The 25,580-nt window shown below is 37.1% G+C and carries 23 protein-coding genes; 7 read left to right on the top strand and 16 right to left on the bottom strand.

Going from position 1 to position 25,580, the window contains the following annotated elements:
• Window positions 1-137 precede the first annotated feature (137 nt).
• Together AC1M9M_RS06670 and AC1M9M_RS06665 are read left to right on the top strand one after the other, a co-directional pair.
• Complete coding sequence (locus tag AC1M9M_RS06670) at window positions 138-1,340, top strand: iron-containing alcohol dehydrogenase (RefSeq protein WP_481595940.1); 1,203 nt, start codon at window positions 138-140, stop codon at window positions 1,338-1,340.
• A gap of 79 nt (window positions 1,341-1,419) precedes the next feature.
• The gene (locus AC1M9M_RS06665) at window positions 1,420-2,223 is read left to right on the top strand and encodes an enoyl-CoA hydratase-related protein (RefSeq protein WP_481595939.1); all 804 of its coding nucleotides are present in this window, start codon (window positions 1,420-1,422) and stop codon (window positions 2,221-2,223) included.
• Between the two features lie 29 nt (window positions 2,224-2,252).
• On the opposite strand, the gene rapA is transcribed toward AC1M9M_RS06665, so the two are convergent.
• From rapA to AC1M9M_RS06625, 8 genes are all read right to left on the bottom strand, one after another.
• Window positions 2,253-5,090 carry an RNA polymerase-associated protein RapA gene (rapA, locus tag AC1M9M_RS06660; protein WP_481595938.1) on the bottom strand — a complete coding sequence of 946 codons (2,838 nt, stop codon included), beginning with the start codon at window positions 5,088-5,090 and terminating at the stop codon, window positions 2,253-2,255.
• 202 nt (window positions 5,091-5,292) lie between these two features.
• Window positions 5,293-5,937, bottom strand: coding sequence for an RluA family pseudouridine synthase (locus AC1M9M_RS06655; protein WP_481595937.1), 645 nt, complete (start codon window positions 5,935-5,937; stop codon window positions 5,293-5,295).
• 160 nt (window positions 5,938-6,097) lie between these two features.
• Window positions 6,098-6,808 (bottom strand): phosphopantetheine-binding protein, encoded by a 711-nt coding sequence (locus tag AC1M9M_RS06650; protein WP_481595992.1) that lies wholly within the window; start codon window positions 6,806-6,808, stop codon window positions 6,098-6,100.
• Window positions 6,809-6,815: 7 nt separating this feature from the next.
• Window positions 6,816-7,232, bottom strand: coding sequence for a GlcG/HbpS family heme-binding protein (locus tag AC1M9M_RS06645; RefSeq protein ID WP_035267160.1), 417 nt, complete (start codon window positions 7,230-7,232; stop codon window positions 6,816-6,818).
• Window positions 7,233-7,321: 89 nt separating this feature from the next.
• Complete coding sequence (gene hemL / locus AC1M9M_RS06640) at window positions 7,322-8,620, bottom strand: glutamate-1-semialdehyde 2,1-aminomutase (RefSeq protein ID WP_481586402.1); 1,299 nt, start codon at window positions 8,618-8,620, stop codon at window positions 7,322-7,324.
• Window positions 8,621-8,651: 31 nt separating this feature from the next.
• Window positions 8,652-9,272: a thiamine phosphate synthase gene (gene thiE, locus AC1M9M_RS06635; RefSeq protein WP_481586403.1), complete on the bottom strand. Its 621-nt coding sequence runs from the start codon at window positions 9,270-9,272 to the stop codon at window positions 8,652-8,654.
• 724 nt (window positions 9,273-9,996) lie between these two features.
• Window positions 9,997-10,668, bottom strand: coding sequence for an HAD family hydrolase (locus tag AC1M9M_RS06630; protein WP_481595936.1), 672 nt, complete (start codon window positions 10,666-10,668; stop codon window positions 9,997-9,999).
• A 296-nt stretch (window positions 10,669-10,964) separates the two neighbouring features.
• Window positions 10,965-11,345 carry an Mpo1-like protein gene (locus AC1M9M_RS06625; protein ID WP_481595935.1) on the bottom strand — a complete coding sequence of 127 codons (381 nt, stop codon included), beginning with the start codon at window positions 11,343-11,345 and terminating at the stop codon, window positions 10,965-10,967.
• Between the two features lie 215 nt (window positions 11,346-11,560).
• Between AC1M9M_RS06625 and AC1M9M_RS06620 the strand changes: the two genes are divergently transcribed.
• On the top strand, window positions 11,561-13,027 hold the full coding sequence (locus AC1M9M_RS06620) for a CYTH domain-containing protein (protein ID WP_481595934.1): 1,467 nt from the start codon (window positions 11,561-11,563) through the stop codon (window positions 13,025-13,027).
• A gap of 39 nt (window positions 13,028-13,066) precedes the next feature.
• On the opposite strand, the gene AC1M9M_RS06615 is transcribed toward AC1M9M_RS06620, so the two are convergent.
• Window positions 13,067-13,714, bottom strand: a complete 648-nt coding sequence (locus AC1M9M_RS06615) for a TetR/AcrR family transcriptional regulator (protein WP_481595933.1) — start codon at window positions 13,712-13,714, stop codon at window positions 13,067-13,069.
• A gap of 117 nt (window positions 13,715-13,831) precedes the next feature.
• On the opposite strand from AC1M9M_RS06615, the gene AC1M9M_RS06610 reads away from it, so the two are divergent.
• The gene (locus AC1M9M_RS06610) at window positions 13,832-15,070 is read left to right on the top strand and encodes an MFS transporter (RefSeq protein WP_481595932.1); all 1,239 of its coding nucleotides are present in this window, start codon (window positions 13,832-13,834) and stop codon (window positions 15,068-15,070) included.
• Window positions 15,071-15,370: 300 nt separating this feature from the next.
• Window positions 15,371-16,060 (top strand): aspartate/glutamate racemase family protein, encoded by a 690-nt coding sequence (locus AC1M9M_RS06605; RefSeq protein ID WP_481586407.1) that lies wholly within the window; start codon window positions 15,371-15,373, stop codon window positions 16,058-16,060.
• 170 nt (window positions 16,061-16,230) lie between these two features.
• Here the strand turns inward: AC1M9M_RS06605 and AC1M9M_RS06600 are convergent, their stop codons facing one another.
• Both AC1M9M_RS06600 and AC1M9M_RS06595 read right to left on the bottom strand, forming a co-directional pair.
• The gene (locus tag AC1M9M_RS06600; RefSeq protein WP_481595931.1) at window positions 16,231-17,904 is read right to left on the bottom strand and encodes an ATP-binding cassette domain-containing protein; all 1,674 of its coding nucleotides are present in this window, start codon (window positions 17,902-17,904) and stop codon (window positions 16,231-16,233) included.
• Window positions 17,905-18,082: 178 nt separating this feature from the next.
• Complete coding sequence (locus AC1M9M_RS06595) at window positions 18,083-18,715, bottom strand: hypothetical protein (RefSeq protein WP_481595930.1); 633 nt, start codon at window positions 18,713-18,715, stop codon at window positions 18,083-18,085.
• Between the two features lie 115 nt (window positions 18,716-18,830).
• Here AC1M9M_RS06595 and AC1M9M_RS06590 point away from each other — a divergent pair, with 115 nt between their 5' ends.
• Window positions 18,831-19,220, top strand: coding sequence for a DUF3144 domain-containing protein (locus AC1M9M_RS06590; RefSeq protein ID WP_092767127.1), 390 nt, complete (start codon window positions 18,831-18,833; stop codon window positions 19,218-19,220).
• A gap of 143 nt (window positions 19,221-19,363) precedes the next feature.
• The gene (locus tag AC1M9M_RS06585; RefSeq protein ID WP_481588990.1) at window positions 19,364-20,428 is read left to right on the top strand and encodes an amidohydrolase family protein; all 1,065 of its coding nucleotides are present in this window, start codon (window positions 19,364-19,366) and stop codon (window positions 20,426-20,428) included.
• A gap of 55 nt (window positions 20,429-20,483) precedes the next feature.
• Here AC1M9M_RS06585 and AC1M9M_RS06580 read toward each other — a convergent pair whose 3' ends face one another.
• The 5 genes from AC1M9M_RS06580 to AC1M9M_RS06560 form a co-directional block, all read right to left on the bottom strand.
• Window positions 20,484-23,273, bottom strand: a complete 2,790-nt coding sequence (locus tag AC1M9M_RS06580) for a M16 family metallopeptidase (protein ID WP_481595929.1) — start codon at window positions 23,271-23,273, stop codon at window positions 20,484-20,486.
• Window positions 23,274-23,345: 72 nt separating this feature from the next.
• Complete coding sequence (locus AC1M9M_RS06575; protein ID WP_481595928.1) at window positions 23,346-24,173, bottom strand: PhzF family phenazine biosynthesis protein; 828 nt, start codon at window positions 24,171-24,173, stop codon at window positions 23,346-23,348.
• A 172-nt stretch (window positions 24,174-24,345) separates the two neighbouring features.
• Complete coding sequence (locus tag AC1M9M_RS06570; RefSeq protein WP_257219857.1) at window positions 24,346-24,471, bottom strand: hypothetical protein; 126 nt, start codon at window positions 24,469-24,471, stop codon at window positions 24,346-24,348.
• Window positions 24,472-24,575: 104 nt separating this feature from the next.
• Window positions 24,576-24,767 (bottom strand): hypothetical protein, encoded by a 192-nt coding sequence (locus AC1M9M_RS06565; protein WP_035268717.1) that lies wholly within the window; start codon window positions 24,765-24,767, stop codon window positions 24,576-24,578.
• 234 nt (window positions 24,768-25,001) lie between these two features.
• Window positions 25,002-25,541 (bottom strand): M23 family metallopeptidase, encoded by a 540-nt coding sequence (locus AC1M9M_RS06560; protein WP_481595927.1) that lies wholly within the window; start codon window positions 25,539-25,541, stop codon window positions 25,002-25,004.
• Between the last annotated feature and the right edge of the window lie 39 nt (window positions 25,542-25,580).

Here is a 25,580-nt window from a genome sequence, read left to right as displayed (position 1 = left end):
TATTTTGCTCAGTTTAATTGCGCTATATTTTTGATAAAATTGTAATTTAAGACCAATGTGTTGATGATTATCGCCAATGTACTTGGACAATGATTATCCTATAACTAAATCAAACTCATGGATAGAGATTGATCATTATGGCTCAGATTGCCACTATTTTACGTGCAAAAACTCAACTCATGGCTGTCAAAGCCCTCACCCTTGCAATTCCAGTATCACATCCTCTCGTATTTGCGGGTGAAGATTCATCAATGCAATTGTGTGGCAATATTGCTCAGCTCGGCATGAAAAAAGTGATGATTGTGACTGATGCAGTATTAGTCAAATTAGGTGTCATACAACCCATTCAAGATCAATTACAGCACAATGGGATTGAAGTTGTTATTTTCTCTGATGTAAAACCTGATCCAACTTGTGAAATTGTCGAAAAATCTCTAGCACTGTTTAAAAATACCGGATGCGATAGCGTATTGGGTATAGGGGGTGGTTCGACGATTGATACAGCAAAAGTATTAGCGCTCGCAGCCGCAAACCATAAATCACCTAAACAACTTTTTGGAATTTTAAAAAGCCGTAAACCTGCATATCCATTGTTCGTGATTCCGACCACCGCCGGTACAGGTTCTGAAGTTACCATTGCCGCAGTTATTTCAGACAGTGAAACTCATATCAAAGGCTTAGTTATTGATCCCAAAGTCGTTCCATTAGCAACTGCTTTAGATCCCGTCATCATGAAAGGCATGCCACCTGCTATCACTGCTGACACTGGTATTGATGCCCTTACTCATGCAATTGAATCGTGGGTAAGCGGATTCGCCAACAAACAATCAGATTATTACGCCAGTGCAGCCATGAAATTGATCATGGAAAATTTAAAAACTGCATTTGAAGATGGTCAGAATATTGCAGCACGTGAAGCAATGGCGCTAGGTTCTCATTATGCTGGTTTGGCAATGAATAGTGCTGGAATTGGCTATGTACATGCTTTGGCGCATCAATTAGGGACTCAATATCAAATCCCACACGGACGCGCTAATGCTATTATCTTGCCTCATGTTCTAGAATTTAATCGTAAAGCATCAGAAAAACGCTTAGCACTAGCAGCGAAGAAAATTGGTTTAAGCTCGTCACACACTTCGGATGAACAAGCCGCAAATATTTTCATTCAAAGCGTAAAGCAATTACTCAAAAATTTGAAAATCAATACTGAGATTCCGAATTTAAAAAAGCAAGATTTCCCAGAGATGATTAAATCTGCTTTTACTGAAGCCCATGGAATTTATGCCGTACCAAAATACATGAATTATTCAGATGCTGAGCAAATTTTAAATCGACTTTAATGCCAATAAGGCACGAATAAAAGCTCAGTATACAATCGTGTCTACTGAGCTTTTTTAATTTGCGACAAGGAATGCCGCCATGTTAAAAAATTTAGATTCACTAAACTCTTTTATTCATGTCACGATTGAGAATAGAATCCTGACCATCAAAATTGATCACCCCGAGCAAAAAAATGCTTTAACTGGGGAAATGTACAATGACATTGCAAAAATATTGGATGCGGCAGATCAATCTCAACAAGTGAATGTTGTGATTTTACAGGGTAACGAACATGATTTTACCGCAGGAAATGATCTGAAAGATTTTATGTCTGCCGCTCAAAAATATGTTGGTTTAGCCGCTGATGCTACACCACCCTTTGTCTTCCTAAAAGCGATCGCAAGATTTTCTAAACCTATTATTGCTGCGGTACGTGGCTGCACTATAGGCGTTGGCGTCACTATGCTATTTCACTGTGACATGGTATACGCCCACCCCGATACAGAATTTCAAATTCCATTTGTAAGTTTGGGATTATCTGTAGAGGGTGGCACCAGCCTTCTTTTCACTGAGTTGGCTGGTTATCATATGGCTGCCGAATTATTGCTCACAGGTCGAAAATTTTCAGCGGAAGAAGCGCTAAAATGTCGAATCATCAATCAGATTTGCGAGCAACCTGAACAATTAGCTTTGCAGCGAGCTCAACAGATGAGTCAACTGCCAATGACCACGCTAAAAATTATTAAAAAACAAATTCGACCCGAGCAAGATCAAATTCTGAATTGTATTGTTCAGGAAGCTGAGGTTGTTGCAGAACGTTTAACATCACCTGAAATGATTGAAGCCGTGATGGCTTTCTTACAAAAAAGAAAACCTGACTTCAATCAATTTCTGCAGTCCTAAAAAAAGCACCCTAGGGTGCTTTTTTTATTTTATGGCTTTACCACCACCAAGACTCGAATCGCTTCAGGCGTTACAGCTAAACCTTCTAAAAGGCTTAAGCCTTCTTTTTGAAGCTTCTGCAAACGTGCAATTTCATCTTCGCGAATACTTGGGTTAAATTGTTTCAAATAACTTAAACGATCAATTTCATATTGCCATTTATTGCTATAGATTTCTTTCGCTTGCTGTTTTAATTCAGGCAAAGCACCTTTTGCAATGTCTAAAGCTTGTGCATAACGTTGTTCAACGACATCACGACGTGCTTTCACCACTTGGCGACAACTATTACCGTCAAGATGATGTAAGTATGGTTTCAAAATATCTGGTGCAATTTTAGCTGATAAATCTTGGCCCTTTTCACTTAATAACACACGAATCAATTGTGTTGGTAAACTCGCTGGCAAGTTCAATGCTTTCGGTGCAATCACATCCACTTTGAACCACACCTCAACTAAAACTGAACCTTGTGGTAAAGCTGCAGATTTCAATAACGCCACATTGGTACTACCAAACGATTGCGTATTGATCATTTCCATGACACTTTCAGTGAAAGGATGCTCTAGCGTTATGTATTGCGCATCTTCACGGATCTGAGCCTGATCACGATAGAACGTCACGGTCATGCCTTCCTCATCCAAAGTCAGACCTTGGACTTGCATTTGATCAGTAGGCTTAATAATCACCGTGCCATTACTTTGCTCATCAAAATCAATATTGGTTGACGCCATGAAGCGTTTCATAAACATTGGCAAAGTCGTATTGTCATCATACTCTTCAAGCGCTTGCACAATTTCTTGCGCAACCATTGGGCGACAAGAATTGTATTCCAATAAACGATCACGTCCTGCTTGTAGCTCTTGCTCTAAAGCTTCTCGTTGCACACTTACAGCTTCAAGCAAATCTTCAAAGGCTTGACCTTTATCAGCCAACAAGCAATCTTTAAGATCAATAATAAAGTTTTCTTGTAAGGTTTGCGCGGTCGGAGAAATATTGCTGAAAATATTTAATGCTTCATTGTACCAACGGAACATACGCTCTTGTGCAGTGCCCACTAAATATGGCACATGAATCTGAATACGGTTTTCTTGACCAATACGATCAAGTCGACCAATACGCTGTTCAAGAACATCAGGGTTCGCTGGCAAATCAAATAGAATTAAATCTGAAGCAAACTGGAAGTTACGACCTTCTGAACCAATTTCTGAACACAATAAAATCTGAGCACCATAGGAATCTTCTGCAAAATAAGCAGCTGCTTGGTCACGCTCTAATAGACTCATGCCTTCATGGAACATTGCTGTACGAATCCCTGCATGGATACGTAATGCATTTTCTAAAGCTTCAACCACAGGCCCACTACGCGCAATGAGTAAGACTTTTTTATGCTTTAACTGAGTACGGAGCATTTCCATAATCCACGTTACACGCGGATCAGTTTCCATCCAAGCCCCGTCCAATTGCGCTTCTTCTGGCCACATTTGTTCACGAAGTTTACCATCCATCGACCATCCTTCTGGCGCAGGTAATGGTGCAGGCTGACAATCACGACCAGGGAAGCCTTGAATCGCTTCACGTGTATTACGGAATAGTACACGTCCCGTACCGTGACGATCTAACAATTCATGAATTGCACGGAAACGCTGTTCTGGCTCATCTTCAATCTTGTGACCCAGTAACTGCTCAATTGCTTGGAAATGATCAGCTTCAAGGGGTTGATCCGACATCAGCACTTCCGCAATTTGAGCAGTTTGCTGATATTTTTCTTCTTCATCTAAGAAACGATCAAGTGAACTGAAACGTTGCGGATCGAGTAAACGTAAACGAGCAAAATGGGACTCAACACCTAACTGTTCCGGCGTTGCAGTCAGCAAAAGTACCCCTGCTGTTTTTTCAGCAAATTCTTCAACAAGGTCATAGCGGTCATTACCCCCTTCTTCTTCTGACCACATCAAGTGATGTGCTTCATCCACCACAAGCAAATCAAAACCTGCTTCGAGCGCTTGCACACGTAAATCTTCATGGTCGATCATAAGATCAACAGACGCAATGATGCACTGTTCAGTTAAGAACGGATTCAATTCTGGATCATGTTCTTTGATCGAAGCAGTACGCGTTAAATCAAATAGCGAGAAATTCAAATTGAAACGGCGACGCATTTCAATCATCCACTGATATTGCAGCGAATCAGGAACTAAAACGAGGATGCGTTCAGAACGTCCTGTTTTAAGTTGCTGGTGTATGATTAAACCTGCTTCAATAGTTTTACCTAGACCAACTTCATCCGCCAATAAGACACGTGGAGCAAAGCGCTTACCTACTTCATGCGCGATATAAAATTGGTGAGGTATCAATCCAACACGAGCACCCACCATGCCACGTAATGGACTATTTTGCATATTAGCTTGCATTTGTAATGCTTCAATACGCAGGTCATACCATTCTTTATAATCAATTTGGCTTGCCAGTAAACGATCAAGTGGTTTAGACAATTGAATCGTCGCACCAACACGAGTTTCATTTAATGATTTACGTTCATCAGTACCATCTTGTAACTGACGAATGACGTTGTAACGAATAACGCCACCACGCTCTTCTAATGATTCGACTTTCCAGACGATGCCCTCTTGGTCTTGAAGCTCATCATTCACATTGAACACAATTCGAGATAAAGGTGCGTTACTACGTGCATAGACACGGGTTTCGTCACTTTTAGGAAAGAGGATACTAATTGATCGTTCATTTACATCAATCAAAACCCCTAAACCTAACTCTGTCTCTGTGTCTGATAACCAACGTTGACCAATAGCAAACTGCTGCAATTTTTCCACCTTATCTCAAGTTAGGACTGAAAACTTATGCTCAAACAGGAGATGATTTGAGCAAAATTTAACGTCTATAAGCAATATATTTTGACATAAAGCCCACCAAAAAGTGAGCAATATTTAGCACCGATCTATTTAATTGATCATATCCAAGATTTCATCATGATCAGATCATAAAATATTCGTATGCTGATTTAAAAATGTGTATTTAGAACGGCACTGGACAATGAAAGTTCAATCGTTCACCGGTAACAGGATGATTGAAACTTAACTGCTCTGCATGCAAACAGAGTCGATCTTTCAAAGCTTGTTGCGCTGGTGTTGCATACAAAGTATCCCCTACGATGGGATGCCCTAAATGCTGCATATGAACGCGAAGTTGATGTGCTCGACCTGTGATTGGCGTTAATTTTACGCGTGTAACCCACTGATCTTGAATTTGAAATTGTTCAACTGCTTCCCAATGCGTTAACGCTGCTTTATTGTGATGCGCATCTACGATATGCAATGGCGGACGCGATGGGTCGTAAATCACGGGGATGTCTACAGTTCCTTGACCTTTTACACATCCCGCGACTAGTGCTTGATAAGTTTTATCCGTTTCACGTTCTTGAAATTGGCGCGAGATCGATTTTTGACCTGCTTTGCTGAGTCCAAACACCAATAAGCCTGATGTATCACGATCTAAACGATGAATCAAAAGCGTACGCGGTTCTTCTTGAAGAAGACGATTGATAACGCAATCTTGAAGGTCAGGCGTTTTGCCCGGAACAGAAAGTAATCCAGCTGGTTTGTGAATCACCATAAAATCTTGATCACGATGAATGAGATGTTCCTGAAGAAAATGACTCAAATTTCTATTCCTAGCAGATCGTGAAAACAAGGCGGCAATAATAGAAAGCTTAGCGATAAATTACAATCTTGAAATGGACAAACAGTGATGATTTTTCCGATATCTGATAGAAATTAAATCAATCTAACGATTCAAATGAATTAAGTTTTGTTTGTGACATCTAGCAGTCTTTTCTCAGGATAGGAAGCAATTGAGAAAGTGTACAATTTTGCACAAATGATTCAAAATCTATATGTGCGCCATTGGCTCTCCACAAGCCAATCAAACTCACCATTGCGACTGAATCTAAGCCATAGTTCCGTAAATCTTGAAATGGATCAATTTCTAAAATATCGAATTCGAGGTATTCAGCAATAGACAGTAATATGCCCTTTTCAGAAAGAATAAATGAAGTCGGCGCACTTAATTCCAACATTCGAATCATGGCAGAGGTATTCATATGATGAATACCTTGTTCTACACAGTTCTCTATCCACTGTAAATGTTGGCTCTTCGTTTCTACATGAACAGCATCGTTCACCACACAAATTTGAGGAGTAATCGAAATGATATGCTGTAAAAGTTGCTTTATAGGTGAATTGATCATGCCAGAGACAATGAGTTGTTTCTTTTCTGCGAGCAATTCACCCAACTGCGCTACTTTAGAAAATGATTGCTGCTCTTCAATTTCAATCACTTCAATATCTAAAGCCTGAGCTTTTTTAATTAAGCGATTTAAATGAATTAATAATTCTTGATGTTGGTCATTGCTATATTCAGCTAAACGTTGAAATCCAAAAACCACCAAGACGCATTGTTCAGCTTGAATGGACCACTTTGCCAAACTCGCGCTGAGTTCAATTTTTTTGGGTGGTGTATAAAAATATGACATTGCCACTTTAATCAGCTAAAGCCAAGAAAACTTCTATGGCATGCAGCGCAATTTCAGCATCTTCAAAAGATTTAGCACCTGAAACTCCCACGGCTCCCACTAATTGCCCTTGATAAATAATGGGTTCCGCACCTTCTAACATTCCCGACAATGAGTGAACAGTCAGAAAACCCAATTGCCCATCTTTGATCAGCTCTTCAAAAATTTGAGATGGGTGGCGGCTCAAAGCTGAACATTTTGCTTTTTCAGCTGACAAATTCGCAGTCATCGGAGATGCACCATCCATGCGTTTCATTGCAAGTAAACTTCCAGTTTCATCTACAACAGAAATACTGACATTCAACTTTTTATCAATCGCATATTGTTGCGCACGCGTCAGTAAGAACTCCGCGTCTTCTAAAGTTAAATAATGTTTTAATTTCATTTCTATTTTAAGTCCGTGAATTTTATACGTGCAAAAAAGCCTACAGTATTTACACTGTAGGCTTATGTTAATAGATTTTCAAAAAAATTCTATTTTAAACGCGCAAATACATTCTTAGCTGCTTGAATAGTGAACGCAATATCTTCATCGGAATGCGCACTTGAGATAAAGCCGGCTTCAAAAGCAGAAGGCGCTAAATTTACACCTTCATCCAACATGCCATGGAAGAATTTACGGAACATTTCAACATCGCATTTCAACATTGAATCAAAGCTTGTGATGTCTTCTTGATCAGTGAAATACAATCCAAACATACCTCCAACCTGTTGAGTCTTAAATGGTATACCTGCTTCATCAGCGGCAGTCTGTAAACCAGTCAATAACTTTTCGAGCTGTGCGGTTAGATTTTCATAGAAACCTGGTTGACGAAGATGTTTAAACATCTCAATCCCAGCTCTCATTGCCAGCGGATTACCTGACAAAGTTCCCGCTTGATAAACTTTACCTAGAGGTGCAATACATTCCATCACTTCGCGCTTACCACCAAATGCGCCTACAGGAAGACCTGCACCAATAATTTTACCTAGCGTAGTTAAATCAGGTGTAACGCCGTAGTGTGCTTGAGCTCCACCTAATCCCACACGGAATCCAGTCATCACTTCATCAATAATGAATACTGAACCATGCTCATCACACACATCTCGAATGGCTTGCAAGAATCCATCAATTGGTTTGACCAAGTTCATGTTACCTGCAACAGGTTCAACAATAACACCCGCAATTTCGGAACCAAACTTAGCAAAACATTCTTTTAAAGTCGCAATATCATTGTATGGAAGCGTTAATGTATGTTTTGCAAAATCAGCAGGAACACCCGCAGATGTCGCCTCGCCTTCACCACTTGTGAGTAGACCAGAACCTGCTTTCACTAAAAGTGAATCTGAGTGACCATGGTAACAGCCCTCAAACTTAACAATCTTGTCACGACCTGTATACCCACGTGCAAGACGAATCGCAGTCATTGTTGCTTCTGTCCCTGAGTTGGTCATACGTACCAATTCAATCGACGGCATAATTTCACAGATAATATCTGCCAATGTCGTTTCATGCACTGTAGGTGCACCAAAACTTAGACCATCAACAGCGGCGTCTTGAACAGCTTTAATAATCGCAGGGTGTGCATGTCCTAAAATCATTGGTCCCCATGAACCCACATAATCTACATAGCGTTTGCCATCTACATCATACAGGTAGGCACCTTGAGCTTTTTCAATAAATACCGGCGTACCGCCTACACCATTAAAAGCACGTACTGGTGAATTCACACCACCAGGAATATGTTTGCTGGCTTGTTTAAATAGTTGTTCTTGCTTAGGAGATAAACTCATGAAAATCACTCAACTCAAAAAAGTAAAAAATTTAAGCTTGTTTAGCAAATAGCTCTGACCAGTCGTAAACACGTTGACCAACAGTTGACATAGACCGACCCAATACATCGCTAATGACAGCACAAAGATCTGCTCCGGCAGCAATCACTTCAGCGCCATTTTCAACCGTCAAACCTCCAATCGCGCAAATAGGTACATTTAATTTTGCTTTTGCAGCTTTTAATGTTTCTAAACCAATATTACCTGCTTCAGGTTTGCTTTGTGTCGCATAAATTGCGCCAAATGCTACATAGTTTGCGCCGTCTGCGATCGCTTGCTCAGCTAGTTCAATAGAATTATTACAACTACGTCCAATTAAGACGTTTTTTGGCAATCTTTCCACAGCCTCTTGGATTGAACCATCATCTTGACCAAGATGCACACCCACGCCATATTTGACTGCGGCCTCTAAATCATCATTGATGACAAAAGGAACCTTATATTGATTACACATATTCTTCATGTATTCAATTTCATAAGCTTGATCTTCTTTCGCAACGTTTTTACGACGATACTGAAGTACTGCAACTTCATAAGTTGCCATCGCTCCTTCAAGCTTTGCTAATAGAAGTTCAATAGGATCATCGTTGGTGATTAAATACAAACCGCGCATAAAGAATAACTCTAGGCAAATACTAAAAATTTAAAACATTATAGGACAAAGCCTTGGAAGAACACATTGATAAAATGTAGAAATTAACAGGCTCTATTGTTGACTAAGCGTGTTCAAGATATTGATTGAAATGAATTTGAGAAATTTAATCCAAGAAAAATTGGCTCCAATACGCTTGAATATATTCCATCTAGTTCTTCGAAAGACATACTTAAGTACATAAAGGAAATTTGCGAAAAAAGAGATATGTTGCCTGCGAAGGAGCCTATACCTGGCATTAGTTATAAACGAATCAGTATGAAAACACCTTTTAGCATGTCATGCACAGCAAATGCTTAAGGGATTCCCTCTTCCATTAAAGTACAGTCAATAATTTTGTATAATCTCAATTATGTTAAATAGATGCGTTTAATTATTTGATTCAGTACTTAATTCATAATGTTTGATAACTTCATCAATAATCAATCGTAAAACTTGCCGGCAACTAATGGACATAAATAGCTTCGTCAGAAAGTTTTTTAAAATTAACAATTTGATTGTTTTCTCTTTCAGAGATCTACTGAGGGTAACTCAGATTAAGCCTTTAATTTTCCTATTTTTATTTGTTTACTTAAAGCGCTCGGATAGTATCAAAATGAGTGAAGCACCAATATTATCAATACATTTTCTTAACTCATTCAACTATATAAAACGTTTTCATATAAATTAATTTTATCATTCATCATTAGCCCCCATTATTTATTCTATTGATGGCTCGCTCTAATTCATCATAATGATGAATACTCTCATCTGTAATTGCTTTTTTTAGTATTTTATTTGGGTGAAAAAAAATAGTTTTCATACCAACATTTTTTGCACCTTCTATATCTGCTTTAGGATTATCACCAATAAAAATACAATCAGAAGGTGTACAATTTAACTGGTTACAAGCGTAAGCAAATATTTTTTTATCGGGCTTTCTCAAGCCAATCGCTTCTGAAACTATGATAGTCGAGAAATATTCGGTAAGACCTAAAGCATAAAAATTATGTTCCTGAAATGGGCTTTTTCCATTGGAGACTAACCCAATCTTATATCCCTTTTGATAAAGATCTGAAATGACTTTTTGGACGTCATCAAAACCAATTGAAAATTTATTGAAATCAGTAATGTAAGAATTAAGTAATTCATCAACAGTAAATTTTTTTATATTAAAATCTTTGATTAATTGACTGTAAACGATATCTTTCCAAACATTTCCATTATCATCCAATTCAATAAATTTTTTTATAAATGCATCTTTTAGTTCTTGTGGTACTAATTGGAAAAAATTTACTTGCCAACTTATAAAACGAATAAGTGACTCATTCCTATTCAAAATAGTTTGATCCAAATCAAACAGAAGTATGTTTCGCATTAAAAATACTCACTCTCATAATAAAAGTTCTATATATAGTTCATCTTCTTTTTTTTCAGTATTATTTAAATTAACATAATATACATTATATGCGTTTTATCAGAATAATACCGTTAACTCATCTAACTGAATACGTTAATTTTTTTATTTAATCCCAATATTTATAATTTGGATTTATTCATTGGATGTTAAGCCTTTCCAGCTATCATATAATCATATTTTTGTGTAGCTTTCTTAAAACATTTCATGACAAAAAAAGCCCAGAATCTGCTGAGCTTTTTTAACAATATATAAATTTAGCTATCAATTTTATCAAATTTACGATCTTTCAAACTTAAGTTTCCGCGCAAAATATCCGATAACATTCTCCAGACTGAAATAAAGCTATACAACGGTTGTTTAAAGCTTGCTGGCTTATTTTTTTCAAAAACAAAATGCCCCACCCACGCGCATGCGTAGCCTGAAACTAATCCGTAGACCAGATATTTAGCTTTACGCTGACGAATCGCTTGAGTAAAAAAATAAATACCGATTGAGCTACCTGCTGCATGTAAACGACGACTCATAATGCTGCGGTGTTCAGTCAAATAAAAACGATAAAATTCTGAGTAATTCTTGATGGGTAATTGAAGTTTAGCTTCTTCTTGCGATGAAGACGGCTCTACATAAGCATTCATTGTTGTATTCCTGTCCTTTTTTTGACCACCATAATTCAAAAAATCGCACTTGAAAAGCTTATCTTACAAATATTGTGATTAATCATTCATTCAATTAAATGTAAGTGAATTTTCAAGATTGTGGTTCTAACTGAATCAGTTACAATCCCCTTTAAATTAAAAGGCAATCAAATGTCTTACTTCTATGAAAATGATTGATCAATTAGGAAAATCACATGCTTGAAATTGAATTAAAGTTTCAGATCCCAGAAGCTCGACGGAATGCGATTTTAAAAGCAATCGATCCAAAAAAGTCTGAACTCATTCAAATGCAAGCAAAGTACTATGACACTCCTGATCGCCTACTCTCTCAGCATGGGATAGCCATTCGACAACGTCTTGAAAATACCAATTGGGTTCAAACCTTAAAAGCGACGAAAAGTAAAAGTCATTTACACCGTTTCGAACATAATCATGATTTAGGTAATCTTGAGGCTGCACCGAATTTAGATCTATCTATTTATTCGGATGATTCCGAAGCTTATGAGGTCTTAAATGACGCATTGAAAGGTGATTTTGACCAATTAGTCTTGCAGTTTGAAACAGACATTCAACGTACAGTTCGAGTGATTAGCTTTGAAGATGCTGAGATTGAAGTGAGTCTAGATATTGGCGTTGTACGATCAGGTGATCGAGAACATGAGATTCATGAAGTAGAGTTTGAACTCAAACAAGGAAAAGTTGAAACATTACTAGCGTTTAGTTTTGAGTGGGTCAAAAAATATCAACTTTGGCTAGACGTTCGAAGTAAGGCTGAGTTTGGTAATTTATTGGTTTCAAATTTAGTTGTAAGCCCAGCGCGAACTGAAAAAGAATGGATCGTTGCAAAAAAAGAAAGCGCAGAAAAAACAATTCGGATGATGATCGGTCATCATATGCAACATTTACTGCCGAATATTGCTGCGATTTCTGCGGAAGTGGCTGAACAGGAACACATCGAACAAGCACATATTGCTTTGAACTATTTGTTTTTAAGTCTATCTATTTTTAAAGACTGGACATCAGAGGGCACAGATAAATGGGCACATCAGTTATCTGCATTTAAAAGTCATTTTGAAAACCTAAAACATTATGAGCATATGCAACATACCTTAGGCGCTATTCTTCAAAACCCTAAAACTGCTGAAATGCTCAGCAAAGATGTGCTCTACGCCCGAGAAAAATTAAATAACTTAGTCAAATCTACCCAAAACGTTCAACACTATCTTGAACTTTTGAGTTTTAGTTTAGGCAATTCCAAGAAGGTGCAAACCCAAGACCTCAAAACCTATGCTCAAAATACGCTTCAACAGCAGTATAAAGTTTTACAGGAATGTCTGAATGAAGCTGATCCTTCTAACTTTGATATTCTTGACCAATTGGCAATACATTTAAGTGAATTAAAATTCAGTTTCCCAGTCTTAACACAAATTTTTGATGTGAAGAATTTACAAAAATACGGCAAGGCGCTTAATGATGCACATTATGCAGCTGAACAATATCAAGTATTGTCCTCCTCATCATCCTACTTACAGCAAACAGAATTAGAAGCCAGTGACTGGTTCGCCTTAGGTTGGTTGACGGCAAAGCAAGAAATTTACGCTGAAAAACTTTTGGAAGCGACTGAACAATTCCTAGTCAGTCGAAAATTTATCAAGTCATAAAATTCAAGTCAGAACTTTTCGTCAGTGAGAAGTTCTGACTTAAAAATGATCCCAAGTTTGGATCGCCATGTGTACAACGCTTTCCAATTGTTCAAAAGTTGCACCATCACGTGCTTGAAAGCTTAGTCCTTGCAAAATCGTCATATAATAATCTGTCATTGCCTGAATATTAGTTTGTGCACTAATTACACCTGAGGCTTGGGCAGCTAATAATTTTTCTAGTAAATTCGATTTAGATAGCTGTCTTTTTTCCGAAATTGATTGTTGTATTTGTTGATTTTGAATCGAACAGTTCATTGTCGACACGACCAACATACATCCTTTTGGTTTGTCTTTCTGCACCAGTCGTTTTAGATTTTCAATCAAATAAAGTTCCATTGCTAATTTTATGGAATGTGCCTGTTTAAAAATCATTTCCATCGAGCATGATTCATGCTTGAGATAATAGTCAATGCAACGATTAAAGAGCTCAGATTTATCACCATACGTACTATAAAGACTAGGTGCAGTGATTCCCATGGCGAATGTTAAGTCACTCATTGACGTGGCTTCATAACCGTATTTCCAAAATAGTGTCATGGCTTTTTCAAGTGCTTGTTCTTCATTAAAACACTTAGGACGTCCACGCCCCTTAGATATTGATTTGGTACTATCCATTTGATTTATTGGCTTTGAACTTTCCTGCATATTCAACCCAATTAATTTTATAATGATCATTAATAAATTAATTGACCCAGATCTTAAATTCAAATATTTTATTTTTATAACAATCATTATGAAATTATTTTCAAGGAGCGTTGGTCAATGAAATCTGAATCTCATCTGACTGAAACCGCTGTTCATTCTCCATCTCCTACAGAAAATCAAGGTAATTGGTTTGCTGTTATTACACTTTCTATCACCGCTTTTATATTAGTGACCAGTGAGTTTCTCCCTATTGGTGTGCTCAATGCAATCGCATTAGATCTCAACATTTCAGTCGGTACTGCTGGCCTGTTCATTACCCTTCCAGGCGTGATGGGTGCTTTCGCAGCACCGCTTATCTCGGTCTGGGTGAAGCAACTTGATCGACGCTATTTATTAATCGCACTCACAGCGGTCATGGTCATTGCAAATTTCATTACGAGCTATTCAGAAAGTTTCACTTGGATTCTATTGAGTCGCTTTTTCTTGGGTATCGCGATAGGCGGATTCTGGGCAACTGCAATCGCCTTAAGTGGTCGTGTTGCACCTCCTCACCTACCCATCGCCAAAGCAACAGCTATCGTTATGGCTGGCGTGACTCTGGCAACTGTGCTGGGTGTTCCGGTTGGAACATGGCTAAGTGAAATTTACGGTTGGCGTAATGCTTTTATGATCACCTCAGTTATTGGTGCCATTATTCTGTTATTTGAAATTAAATTCCTACCGAAATTACCGCCGACTTCAGCTATTCAATATAGTGATTTACCCGCATTGTTTCGAGATCCGAAAGCTCGTAAAGGCTTAATCATTATTTTATTTATCGGATTAGCGCATTTTTCAACGTACAGTTACTTGGCGCCATTCTATAAAAATGAAGCAGGATTTGATGGTTCAACCATCAGTTCATTACTTCTTATTTATGGAGCAGCAGGCTTCGTAGGCAATGCATTCTCCGGTTATAGCAGCAATATCAATGTCCGCTATACGCTTTTTGCTGTTGCATTGTGTTTAGCAATCGTATTCCTTACATTCCCTGTTTATGCCAAATTCTTAACTGGTGCATATATTCTTACAGCATTATGGGGTTTTGCTTTTGGTGCCTTTCCTACGACAGCCAATATCTGGATGTTTTTACATGCGCCACTTGCGGTTGAAAAAGGGATGCCTCTTTTTGTCAGTATGTTCCAAATCATGATTGCAGCAGGCGCTTTATTTGGTGGTTTTATGGTAGATCACTTCAATACCAGTACCTTAATTTACAGTGTTTTGATTTTTATCTCTTTAGCTGTAATTGCTGTATTTACACATAGTCGAGGATTGAATAATCCTAAAGCTCAGCAATGTACATCAATTAATTGAGTTGAGTTGAGTTGAGTTGAGTTGAGTGTAATTTTTTACGCTCAATTCTTAAATAATTCTATGAAATATAAACTCATTTCGTTGAGTGAAATCAATTTAAGAAATTAACGCGCTAAATTCTCAACCATAAGATTGGTAAATTCTGCTGCTAAACTTATATACATTCATCCCTAAAAATACACATCAAAAGCTGAACTTTTCTCACTTTGATTAAGTCATTATTTTAAAAAGTAGCAATTTCATACTCGATAATTTTCATTATATTGATAAATTAAATATTTAATTTTTAAAGGTGCGAACTTGAAGACAATTGGTTTATTAGGTGGAATGAGTTGGGAGTCGACTGATTTGTACTATCAACAAATCAATAAGATGGTTCAAAAGAAACTTGGCAAGTTACACTCTGCTAAGGTTATTCTTATTAGCGTTGATTTCGCTGAAATTGAGGAGTTACAACGCAAAGGATTATGGGAAGATGCAGGAATCTATTTACGAGATCAAGCCATACAGTTAGAAAAAGCAGGTGCAGATGGCATAGTACTTTGTACAAATACAATGCACAAAGTAGCAACTTATATTGAGGAATCAACCAACATACCATTTATTCATATAGCAGATGCGACAGCCATGGAAATCATGAGCCAGAAAATTACAAAAATTGGGCTGCTTGGTACTGCATTTACGATGGAACAAGGTTTTTATAAAAGCAGATTGGAGGAAAAAGGACTTAAAGTAATAACACCTAATAAAGCGAGTAGAAAAATTGTTCATGATATTATTTACAACGAATTATGTTTAGGCATAATTAGCGAAGCTTCGCAAAAGAAATATATTCATATTGCCGAAGAATTAATATCTTCTGGCGCTGAAGGAATCATTTTAGGATGCACTGAGATTTGTATGCTTATAGGAGATCTAAAATTCTCAGTCCCACTATTTGATACAACTTCTATTCATGCGCAAGCAGCTGTAGATTTTGTATTATCATAAATATTTCATAGCATAAACATCTTTCAGCTCACGCTAAAAAATATTTAACTGACATCAAAATCTATCATCAAGTACTTGAATCGTTGCTCATGACTAAATTTAATCAAATAAATACATATTTTTAAAAATCGCTTTTTTTTGAATGATATTCATGCCAGAACAATCATCATTTAATCCTCATTCTTAGAATTTAAAATGATGTTGAAATCAATAATTTCATCAGCAATTTCTGTCGCCATACATTCATGAGAAATCATAATGACTGTTTCAACTCGCTCTTGAATAAATTTTAAAATTTTCGAACTTGTTTTCTCATCTAAGGCTGCTGTAGGTTCATCTAAGATCAGGAACTTTGGTTGTTTTAGTAATGCACGAATGATGTTCAATCGTTGTTTTTCACCACCAGAAAAATTTTTATAAATTTCTTGTATATCATCGTCTAACTCAATTTGATTTTTTTCCAGCAAATGGAGTAAATCAAACTCTTTTAGCCAATGTTTAAGCTCCTCATCAGAATATTTGATCTCAGTATTTTGAATCAAATTTTGTCTTAATGAGGTTGAATAAACGATCGGAGTTTGGCTGACCACAGCAATCTGATCAAATATCTTTTCTGAAAATACTGAAGTGATCTCTAAATTTCTAAAGAATAGTCGTCCAGATTTGATCTTTTCTATTCCCACCAAATAATTGAGGAAACTTGATTTTCCAATACCTGTTCGACCTTGAATTAAATATATTTTTCCACACACGATGTCTAAATTAAAATTTTCAATCGTCTGCTGACCTAGATCAAATGTCACATTTTGAAATGAATACGCCACCTCACTTTCTTTCTGTTCCTCAGCTGTTAGATCATTCGTACTGAATGACTCATGTTCCAATTCAAAATATTCTAGGTACTGATCAATAGCCACAATATGACCTTTCAAATGAATGATATTTTGAGACATCATCATTAAAGGAATGGTTAAACCTATAATATAGGTACTGACTAAAACAAAATCACCTGAACTAAAACTTTGATATTCAAACATATAGACTGATAAAACCATGAATACCAAAAGAAAAAATGACACAAATAACAGTTGATATATCATGAGATACTGAAGTTTTTTATAGGTATCCTGAGTCTTTATTTTATAGTCATCGATTCTGCGGCTAAACTCTTCAAATTCGTAATATTTCGAATGACTGAGTTTGATATCATAACTTTGTTGTAGTTTTTCAATCACAAATTGATTCAGTTGATTTCGAGCACCATACATAATCGTAAAGATATCTTGTGTCTTAAAGGTAATGATGAGCGATAAAGCAACTGTACAAGCTGAGAATACGAAAAAATACACACCAAATTCAAGATTGATCGTATTTCCGAGCACATACACCATACCTAAGATTTTAAATACCGTAGGTACAATAACAAAAAATATAGTAAAAATAATTGTACCAAGTGCTTCGCTGCCACGAATTAGATTTGCATTAAATACACCGATATCTTGTTGACGTTGATCTTTTAATTTCAAATCTAGAAAATTAAATACACCAGCTTTAAGCATGGATGCATCAACATTTCTGATCATCATAGACATGGCAAAATTATTTACATTCTTCATCCCTTCATTGATAAACCAAGCGAGTGCATAAGCAACGGCGAATAAATAGAGTAGATGAATTTGAAAAAAGTCTTGCATCGAATAGTAATGATCAGGCTCACTGGTCTGGTCAATCAGCAGCTTAAACAAATACGGTAAACCAACACTTGTACCAATAATTAAAATTTGAAGTATGGCTAAAACGAAGAATACACCTAATCCATTTTCATCATATTGACGAAATAACATCCACGCCTTTTTAAATTGTTTAATCTTTTCAGTCATCATTCTTTAAATTAGTTATTTTTTGTGATGACTATTTTAAACAATACTTATCAATAGGTTTGGATATTGATCGTAGAAGCTTTGTACTTATAAAGTAGCTAATCATTGATTCTAATGTCTAAACTAAGTTCAATCAGCCCAACTAACGATATTTTCCATAAATACGCCACGTGTTGTTATCCGCCAATGGATCGCTATATGAGTCATTTCGTTGCTTACGTGGTTTATCGCGAGCATCAACCAACTCGAAATGAGACTCAACACTTAAGACAATACCATTTACATAAAAACGTGTTCTCGTATATTCACTTTGCCCATGCTGAAATACATAAGTTCTTAAATCTATAAATTCGCGATGCGCAACTAATGCAGCAGTGTCATCATGATCCAACCAGCGACTCATTGCTAAAACTTGTTCAGGCTCAAACTGCCCACACTTCTCTAACACACTGGCAATACCACGAAAAGTCTTTGATTCCTTTGCACGTGTTTTGTTAATGCGAATTCGGTCTACATGAAAATAAAACAGCGGTAAATTTAGATGACTCGGTAAATGAATGGCATCTAAAACCTCATCTTCCATAAAAGGTTGAAATAAATCTTGTGCCCTTTCTATTAGACCTGTCCACTGCTGGTAATAAGCAGCTACTTGCTCTTTGCTTCCATAATAAATGGGAAGACCTTCGACATTCGCAAGATCAACAGGTGGCCAAATATTCTGTCTCAGTAACGCAATATCACTTTTTAAACTTTGAACTGCGATAGCATCTTGCATAGAAAAGCTCATTAAAAAATTACTTAGGCTATTTTTAGATTAAGTGAAAGGTTTAGTTTATGCAAGCCTTTGCCTATAATAGTGCTTGAATTAAGTTATTTATTAGGAACAATTCATGGTTCAAAAGATTCAAGCGACTGATGTCACTGAAGAAGAAGCATTGAATGCGATTTTCTTCGAACGTGCTGATGAATTTATTAAGCAAGCCAATGAATTTTGCCGTGTTGAAAAAGGTTCTACTGTTAAACCAGCCGATGCTCGTGGTCAAGTCAGTGCTGCGATGCTATTTGGTACTGCTCGTTTTAACACATGGGTTGCTGCCAATAACTTTAAAGATGGCAATGAAATGCGTGATGCTAAAGAACAAGTAATGTCTTATATCATGCAACAGTTTCATATGATGCTTGAAGATAATTATGACGAATACTGCGAACAGTTTGAAAACTATCTTCGCTTCCGTCGTAATGAAGAGTTTCATGCAAATAAACATGACCACGAACATTAAATAGATTTGCATTGTGTGCATTGAGCCTCCTTTAGGGGGGCTTTTTTTAATGCTTAAAATCTAATATTCAAACGAAAATGCAATTCAAAAATTGATCAATTTCTCGTATGTTATTCTTATTGATGACTCAACTAAGGATAGCGATGAATCAACTCAACTTTCCCATCGTCGATGCTCATATCCATCAATGGGATCCTTATCACACACCGCATGCTGCCGCTTTAGCTGTTAAGCTTTTTGGAAAACATCCAAAAATATTGGATAAAGTCGTTCGTCTCGTAAAACCTAAAGATTTAATTGATACAGTAGGACTTACAGATTACATCACAGCACCCTATTTACCAGCGGATTACCACAAAGACATTGGACACTATACTGTGAGCCGTGTTGTACATGTCGAAGCCAGCTGGCATCATCAAAAAGGGACTGGCGTTGTAGAAGAAACGCAATTTATTCAGCAGCTTCCTTTTTCTCAAGAAAACATCAAATTGGCTGGAATCGTTGCAACAGCTGATCCTCGTGAAAGTAATTTCAAAAAAATTCTTAAAATGCATAAAAAGGCATCTCCGCATTTTCGTGGTATTCGAAAAATGGCTGCTCATCATGAAGATCCTGGAATTCATGCATGGAACGATGATCCCCACCTCTACACTGATCGAAAATTTTTAAAAGGTTTTGAAGCCTTAGCCCAGTACAATTTAAGCTTTGATGCTTGGGTTTATTCTAGCCAGCTTAAAGATGTTATTGCTTTGGCAAAACGTTTTCCTGAGACTTCGATTGTCTTAGACCATTTGGGCACACCAGCAGGTTTATTCGGCCCAGTAGGTAAACACACAGGAATCACCCAAACTGCGCGAGACAATATCTATTTCCACTGGAAAGAAGATCTTGCAGAATTAGCTCAATGTCCGAATGTATATACAAAAATGTCTGGACTCTTCATGCCTGTTTTAGGTCATCAATTTCATACACGACGAACACTAGCATCTAAACAACAAATCATTGAATTGGTCTCTCCTATGATTATTCATGCTTTACAATGTTTTGGGCCTTATCGTGTCATGTTTGCATCCAACTTCCCGATGGATAAAGTGAGCACATCACTCACAAATATCATTGATGCCTTTAGCGACATTGTCGCTACCTATAATTCAGATGTTGTTGAACAGATATTTTGTAAAAATGCGCAGCAATTTTATAAGCTTTAAAAAAAAAAGGCTCATTCACGATCGAATGAGCCTTTTTGAATCGTACATTGTGGCTCTAAGTTTTAGGCTTTAAAATCATTTCAGGTTGTGGTTTACCATACTGATCTGCCATAACTTCAACCAAAAACTCAGGCTTAATATATTTTTTGATCACTGCATCTATATCTTGCTTCGTCAGTTTTGCAAATGCCTGATCTCGCTCTAGTCTTGAAAGCTGTGTTTTATTTTGCTCAAGCTGACTGTTCAATCCACGATGAATACGGCGCTCATCCTCTAAATTCGTGACACGCTGTTTCATAATATTGGCTTTAGCCGCTTCAAGCTCTTGCTCCGTCACACCATTCTTTAATAAGTCAGTGAATACTTTATGCACACCTTGAGAAACTTGAGCTGATTTTCCTGCTGCATAATTAGCACTTACACCTAGAGCACCAGCATTGATAAAATTATCCAAACTCAAACTACTTCCAAAGCTGTAAACCAACGCATTTTTTTCACGTAACTCCATGGCAAGGCGTGATGATAATTGTGACTCGCCTAGAATATGGCTCAACACATATAATGCTTCTGCATCAGGATGATTATTACCCAATGGAATGGCAATAACCGCTTGATAATTACCAAATTGACGCTGTTCAGCCAGCGCATGAACTTTTTGAGCAGGATAATCTATATGACTGCCCTGCAAACGTTGGTATGGTTCTTTTGTCTTAGACTGACCTAAAGATGAATTCAAATATTTCAGAATGGCTTTATCATCAAAATCACCAGTCACCGATATTTGACCATTTTGAGTTGTAAAATACTTTTGGTACAAAGCTTTAATTTGATCATTGGTGATGGTTTCAATTTGCTGCTTTGCCAGCTTAGGTTCAAAATGATATCGCAAATCACCTGGTTCATATCGCTCTACGATTCTAGCGATAGTCAGTCCTGCAACAGTTTCAGGCTCTGTATATGGTCGATTTAATGACGACAATGTTTGCGATTTGATGAGGTCAAACTGACTTTGCTCAAATTTCGGATTATTCATAACGTCGACAATAAACTTGAAGAATTCTGTAAATTTTTCTTTCTTCGCAGATACGTTAATCACAATACCATTATCAACAGCTGAAGCAGATGCTCGACCACCCGCCTCGATTGATTTGTCTGCAATATCTTGCAGGCTATACTGCTCAGATGCTCTCAATAGCAAATAAGACATAAAGCCTAGTGCTTCACCTTGATGCTTGAGTGATTGTGCTGTCCCGAAATTTAAAGATATCGATGCGTAAGTTTTGTCATCGCGTGTTGACGTTGGGAATAGTGCATACTGCATCCCATTTTTCAAAGTACCACGCTTGATTTTTTTCTCTAACTTTTCAACATACTGTTTGGAATTTTTTAAGTGCTCAGCCACTTCAGCTTTATACACAGCTGGGTCTTTTAAAGGCTCTTCTTGAGTTGTCACTTGATCTAAAGTTTTTGATTCTTGCTCATGAGCGTCTAGCTCGAGTGCCTTTTTTTGATCCTCAGGCGTAGGTTGTATGTCTCCCGAAATACGATGCTCAGCAACCAAGAATTGATTTATTGCCTGATTAACCTGATCGACATTTAAACTTTGTATCTCTGCTTGGTCTTTAAAATATTTTGTCCAATCCCCATTGGATGAAACCACATAATCACTAATGAAACCACCCACAGAAGAGGCATTGGTCATCATGCTCTCTTGACCATTTTTAATCATGTTTTTGACACGATTTAATTCTGTTTCATTAAATTGATGCTTTTTCTCAATTCCTTTCTCTAGAGAAAGGGCAACTTTTTTCTCATCATGATTAGGAGCATACACTGCCCCCATAAAAACAAGATTAAAATCTGGTGTTAACCATGTCGTCGATTGAACCTGTGTAGCCGTACCTGTTTCTACAATATCTTTGTACAAGTGACCACTAGGTTGCATTGTAAATAAATAAGGTGCTAAAGCGAGTGCAGTCTGTGTTTTTTGCTGGACACCATTGAGATAAATATTGTATTTACCTAAATCACTTCCCTTTTGCACGATAAATTGACGATCTTTAATCTTGGTCGAATCAAGCATTGGAACTTTGGTTGACTCAGGAATTTGACGCGCAGGAATTTGATTAAAATTTTTATCCACTGCTCTCAGAATATCCGCTTTATCAAATTTACCTGCAATCACTAGAACTGCATTATTCGGTGCATACCATTGTCGGTAAAATTGATTCAGTTCCTTCATGTTGATTGACTGAAGCTCAGTTAAATCACCAATCGGTAGACGACCTAGATACTGATTTCCGTAAGCAGATTTCCAAATTTGATCCATCAATACTGAAAAAGGTTGATCCATTCGAACCTCACGCTCTCGTTTTACGATTGCGATTTCTGACGGAACAAATTTTTCCTGAAGTACGAGCTTATCCATTCGCTCTGCCTCCAGATACAACATTTCATCAATGGCTTTTTTTTCTGGACGGATGACACTCATATACTGGGTAGAATAGTAGTCAGTCATCGCATTACTCATGAGCGTATGCTGATCTAGACGACGTTGAAACTCATCTCCTTTTACATTTTCTGTGCCTTTGAACGCGAGATGCTCAAGTAAATGTGCTAAACCACCTTTACCTTGTGGGTCATTCAAAGCTCCCGTTAAATACACCATATTCATAAAAATTTTATTTTCTTTAGGTATCGGTGCCAAAATTACCCGCAAACCATTTTCTAGTTTGTATTCTTCAATATTTTGTTCAGTCTTGACCAAAATAGGTTGTGCTAAACCGCTAGAACTGACCGCAACGATCATTAAAGTAAGTGAAAGTTTTTTAAAACGAGTTAGCATTGTTCTTCCAATTATTGATATAAAAAAATTGATCACACGCCTGTCAAGGGTGTGATCAATAGGGTTTATGTTTTAAAGGTAAATTTCAGCTTTCATATAAAGTTTCGCATAGCCAGAAATTTCAATTCTTTGATTCTCTTTAAGTTGGCAATACAACACGCCACCTCGTTCTGAGCTTTGAAAAGCAACAAGTTCTGTTTTATCCAATTTCTCAGCCCATAAAGGCGCTAATCCTGTATGCATAGAACCTGTTACGGGATCTTCATTGATGCCTTTATGTGGTGCAAAATAACGAGCCACATAATCATATTGTTCTGATGCTGCAGTTATAGCAATATCGGGATGATCGGATGCTGTAATACAAGTGCTAACCTCATATGCTTCAGCAATTGCATTAATATTGGCTAAATTAGGTTTGGCATTAAGCACATCTTGTTCACTTTCCAAGACTAAAATATAAGCTTGTTGATTTAGATAAATTTCCTTGATTGGGCGATCGACCACTTCTTTTAATAATTCAGGAAACTCTTCAGTTAAATGAGGGATTCGAACTGGGAAATTCATTGTGATTTTTCCATCGTCTTGTCGCGTGATGGTAAAAATTCCTAAATCTTTAACATGAAATTTAATGTTTTTCGCTTGAGTATACTCATTAAAAAGTACATAACTGCTCGCTAAAGTGGCATGACCACAAAAATCGACTTCAACTTTAGGTGTAAACCAACGGATTTCATAATTTTCATCATCAATAATTTTAACAAAAGCCGTTTCAGCCAAATTATTTTCAAATGCAATATTTTGCATGAGTGATGTATCAAGCCATTCTTCACTGACCACTACAGCTGCAGGATTCCCCTTAAACAACGCTGTAGTAAAGGCATCAACTTGATACATTTTCATAAATACACCCTAATATTTCCAAACATCTAATTGAGAATAATAATCTTTTATTATTTCAGATAATAGATTAATTTCAATCTTGACTATAAATTATTGCTTCACAAAGATTCGTTCATAAACTGTATATTTCTAATGATCTTCCATAAAAAAACCCTCACATGAGGGTCTTTTGCTATTTACGCTTTTTGAGCGCTTTCTTTAAATCTTTTAACTTAGATTCATGTTTAGAAATTTTCTTAAGTCTCGATTTAATTTGATCTTTTAAATCTTTAATTTTTAACTTGGACTTATTCGCCATATCTTATCTTCCTCGTGTCATTCACTTTAAATTGTTAATGCTTGAATTTACTGACAAGAATGGGGCTTCATCCCTAAATTCCCATTCGATTTAAGATTAATGATTTAACGATTTTGTTGATCTAAATCAGATTGCTGTTGTGATTGTTGACGGGACTGTTGCTGATTCTGTTGCTGTTGATCTTGTTGCTGTTGCTGCTGATTGGGTTGCTGTTGATGTGGCTGTTGACCTTGTTGACGTTGCTGGTGATTTTGTTGCTGTTGCTCATTTTGATCTTGATTGTATTGATTACTCATTTCATATCTCCATGATTATCAGATTTTGATACTGATCTTGAATTCTTTTTCACTTGAATTAGACCAGTACAAATAACCATAACCCTTTTGCATGAAACTGCGAGCATAGAGCTGTATCAAAATACTGCATCGTAACTTTCATTCTGTAAGCTATATAAATTTCAGAGGATTAAAATTGATACGTGTTACGAGGCTTACAAGGCTCTCTCATTTGTTTACTTGTATTAACGAGACTTATTCCTCTGGTTTTAAATATGGATATGGATTTGTAGCACCATTCGTTAAATAAATTCCATAATGTAAATGCGGAGGTGTATTGATCGCATTGCCAGTATTTCCCACATATCCTAATACTTCACCGACTTCAACCCAGTCACCTTCTTGGATGTGTGCTGCATATTCATCTAAATGTGCATAGTAATGGCGACTTAACTGAGGTCCAACCACCCAGACGACTTTACCTCCCAAACTATTTGTGCCTATACGACTTACAATACCTTGTGTTGTACTCAATACAGGCGTACCTCGTTTGGCAAAAATATCAATTCCTTGATGTGTACGACCATTTGAACGTGCCGCCCCCCAAGTATCTGCTATTTGAGTTACTTTGACTCCTTCAACGGGTATCGCCAACGGCTCTGTCAACGCTTGCTGTTGAAGTTTCCAGTATAAATATGGATATTGTATTCCTGCTGTTGCGCCTGAATTTGGGGGCTGACAAGCAGTAAGCATCCAACTGATTGCAATGAGTGATCCGATAATCCTTTTTTTCATATACAACCTAATATCTTAAATTAAGTTAAATTTTAGCGT

The sequence above is a fragment of the Acinetobacter sp. ANC_7503 genome (assembly GCF_056780035.1).
This window is presented reverse-complemented; position numbering and strand designations above follow the sequence as displayed.

Excerpts from the sequence above, each read along its gene's own strand:
- AC1M9M_RS06670 (WP_481595940.1), top strand. The coding sequence starts at position 138 with ATGGCTCAGATTGCCACTATTTTACGTGCAAAAACTCAACTCATGGCT.
- AC1M9M_RS06560 (WP_481595927.1), bottom strand. The coding sequence starts at position 25,541 with ATGAAAAAAAGGATTATCGGATCACTCATTGCAATCAGTTGGATGCTT.
- AC1M9M_RS06620 (WP_481595934.1), top strand. The coding sequence starts at position 11,561 with ATGCTTGAAATTGAATTAAAGTTTCAGATCCCAGAAGCTCGACGGAAT.
- AC1M9M_RS06565 (WP_035268717.1), bottom strand. The coding sequence starts at position 24,767 with ATGAGTAATCAATACAATCAAGATCAAAATGAGCAACAGCAACAAAAT.
- AC1M9M_RS06650 (WP_481595992.1), bottom strand. The coding sequence starts at position 6,808 with ATGTCATATTTTTATACACCACCCAAAAAAATTGAACTCAGCGCGAGT.
- AC1M9M_RS06595 (WP_481595930.1), bottom strand. The coding sequence starts at position 18,715 with ATGCAAGATGCTATCGCAGTTCAAAGTTTAAAAAGTGATATTGCGTTA.
- thiE (WP_481586403.1), bottom strand. The coding sequence starts at position 9,272 with ATGCGCGGTTTGTATTTAATCACCAACGATGATCCTATTGAACTTCTA.
- AC1M9M_RS06585 (WP_481588990.1), top strand. The coding sequence starts at position 19,364 with ATGAATCAACTCAACTTTCCCATCGTCGATGCTCATATCCATCAATGG.
- AC1M9M_RS06645 (WP_035267160.1), bottom strand. The coding sequence starts at position 7,232 with ATGAAATTAAAACATTATTTAACTTTAGAAGACGCGGAGTTCTTACTG.
- AC1M9M_RS06570 (WP_257219857.1), bottom strand. The coding sequence starts at position 24,471 with ATGGCGAATAAGTCCAAGTTAAAAATTAAAGATTTAAAAGATCAAATT.
- AC1M9M_RS06610 (WP_481595932.1), top strand. The coding sequence starts at position 13,832 with ATGAAATCTGAATCTCATCTGACTGAAACCGCTGTTCATTCTCCATCT.
- AC1M9M_RS06575 (WP_481595928.1), bottom strand. The coding sequence starts at position 24,173 with ATGAAAATGTATCAAGTTGATGCCTTTACTACAGCGTTGTTTAAGGGG.
- AC1M9M_RS06580 (WP_481595929.1), bottom strand. The coding sequence starts at position 23,273 with ATGCTAACTCGTTTTAAAAAACTTTCACTTACTTTAATGATCGTTGCG.
- AC1M9M_RS06665 (WP_481595939.1), top strand. The coding sequence starts at position 1,420 with ATGTTAAAAAATTTAGATTCACTAAACTCTTTTATTCATGTCACGATT.
- AC1M9M_RS06625 (WP_481595935.1), bottom strand. The coding sequence starts at position 11,345 with ATGAATGCTTATGTAGAGCCGTCTTCATCGCAAGAAGAAGCTAAACTT.
- hemL (WP_481586402.1), bottom strand. The coding sequence starts at position 8,620 with ATGAGTTTATCTCCTAAGCAAGAACAACTATTTAAACAAGCCAGCAAA.
- AC1M9M_RS06630 (WP_481595936.1), bottom strand. The coding sequence starts at position 10,668 with ATGCGAAACATACTTCTGTTTGATTTGGATCAAACTATTTTGAATAGG.
- AC1M9M_RS06590 (WP_092767127.1), top strand. The coding sequence starts at position 18,831 with ATGGTTCAAAAGATTCAAGCGACTGATGTCACTGAAGAAGAAGCATTG.
- AC1M9M_RS06615 (WP_481595933.1), bottom strand. The coding sequence starts at position 13,714 with ATGCAGGAAAGTTCAAAGCCAATAAATCAAATGGATAGTACCAAATCA.
- AC1M9M_RS06600 (WP_481595931.1), bottom strand. The coding sequence starts at position 17,904 with ATGTTATTTCGTCAATATGATGAAAATGGATTAGGTGTATTCTTCGTT.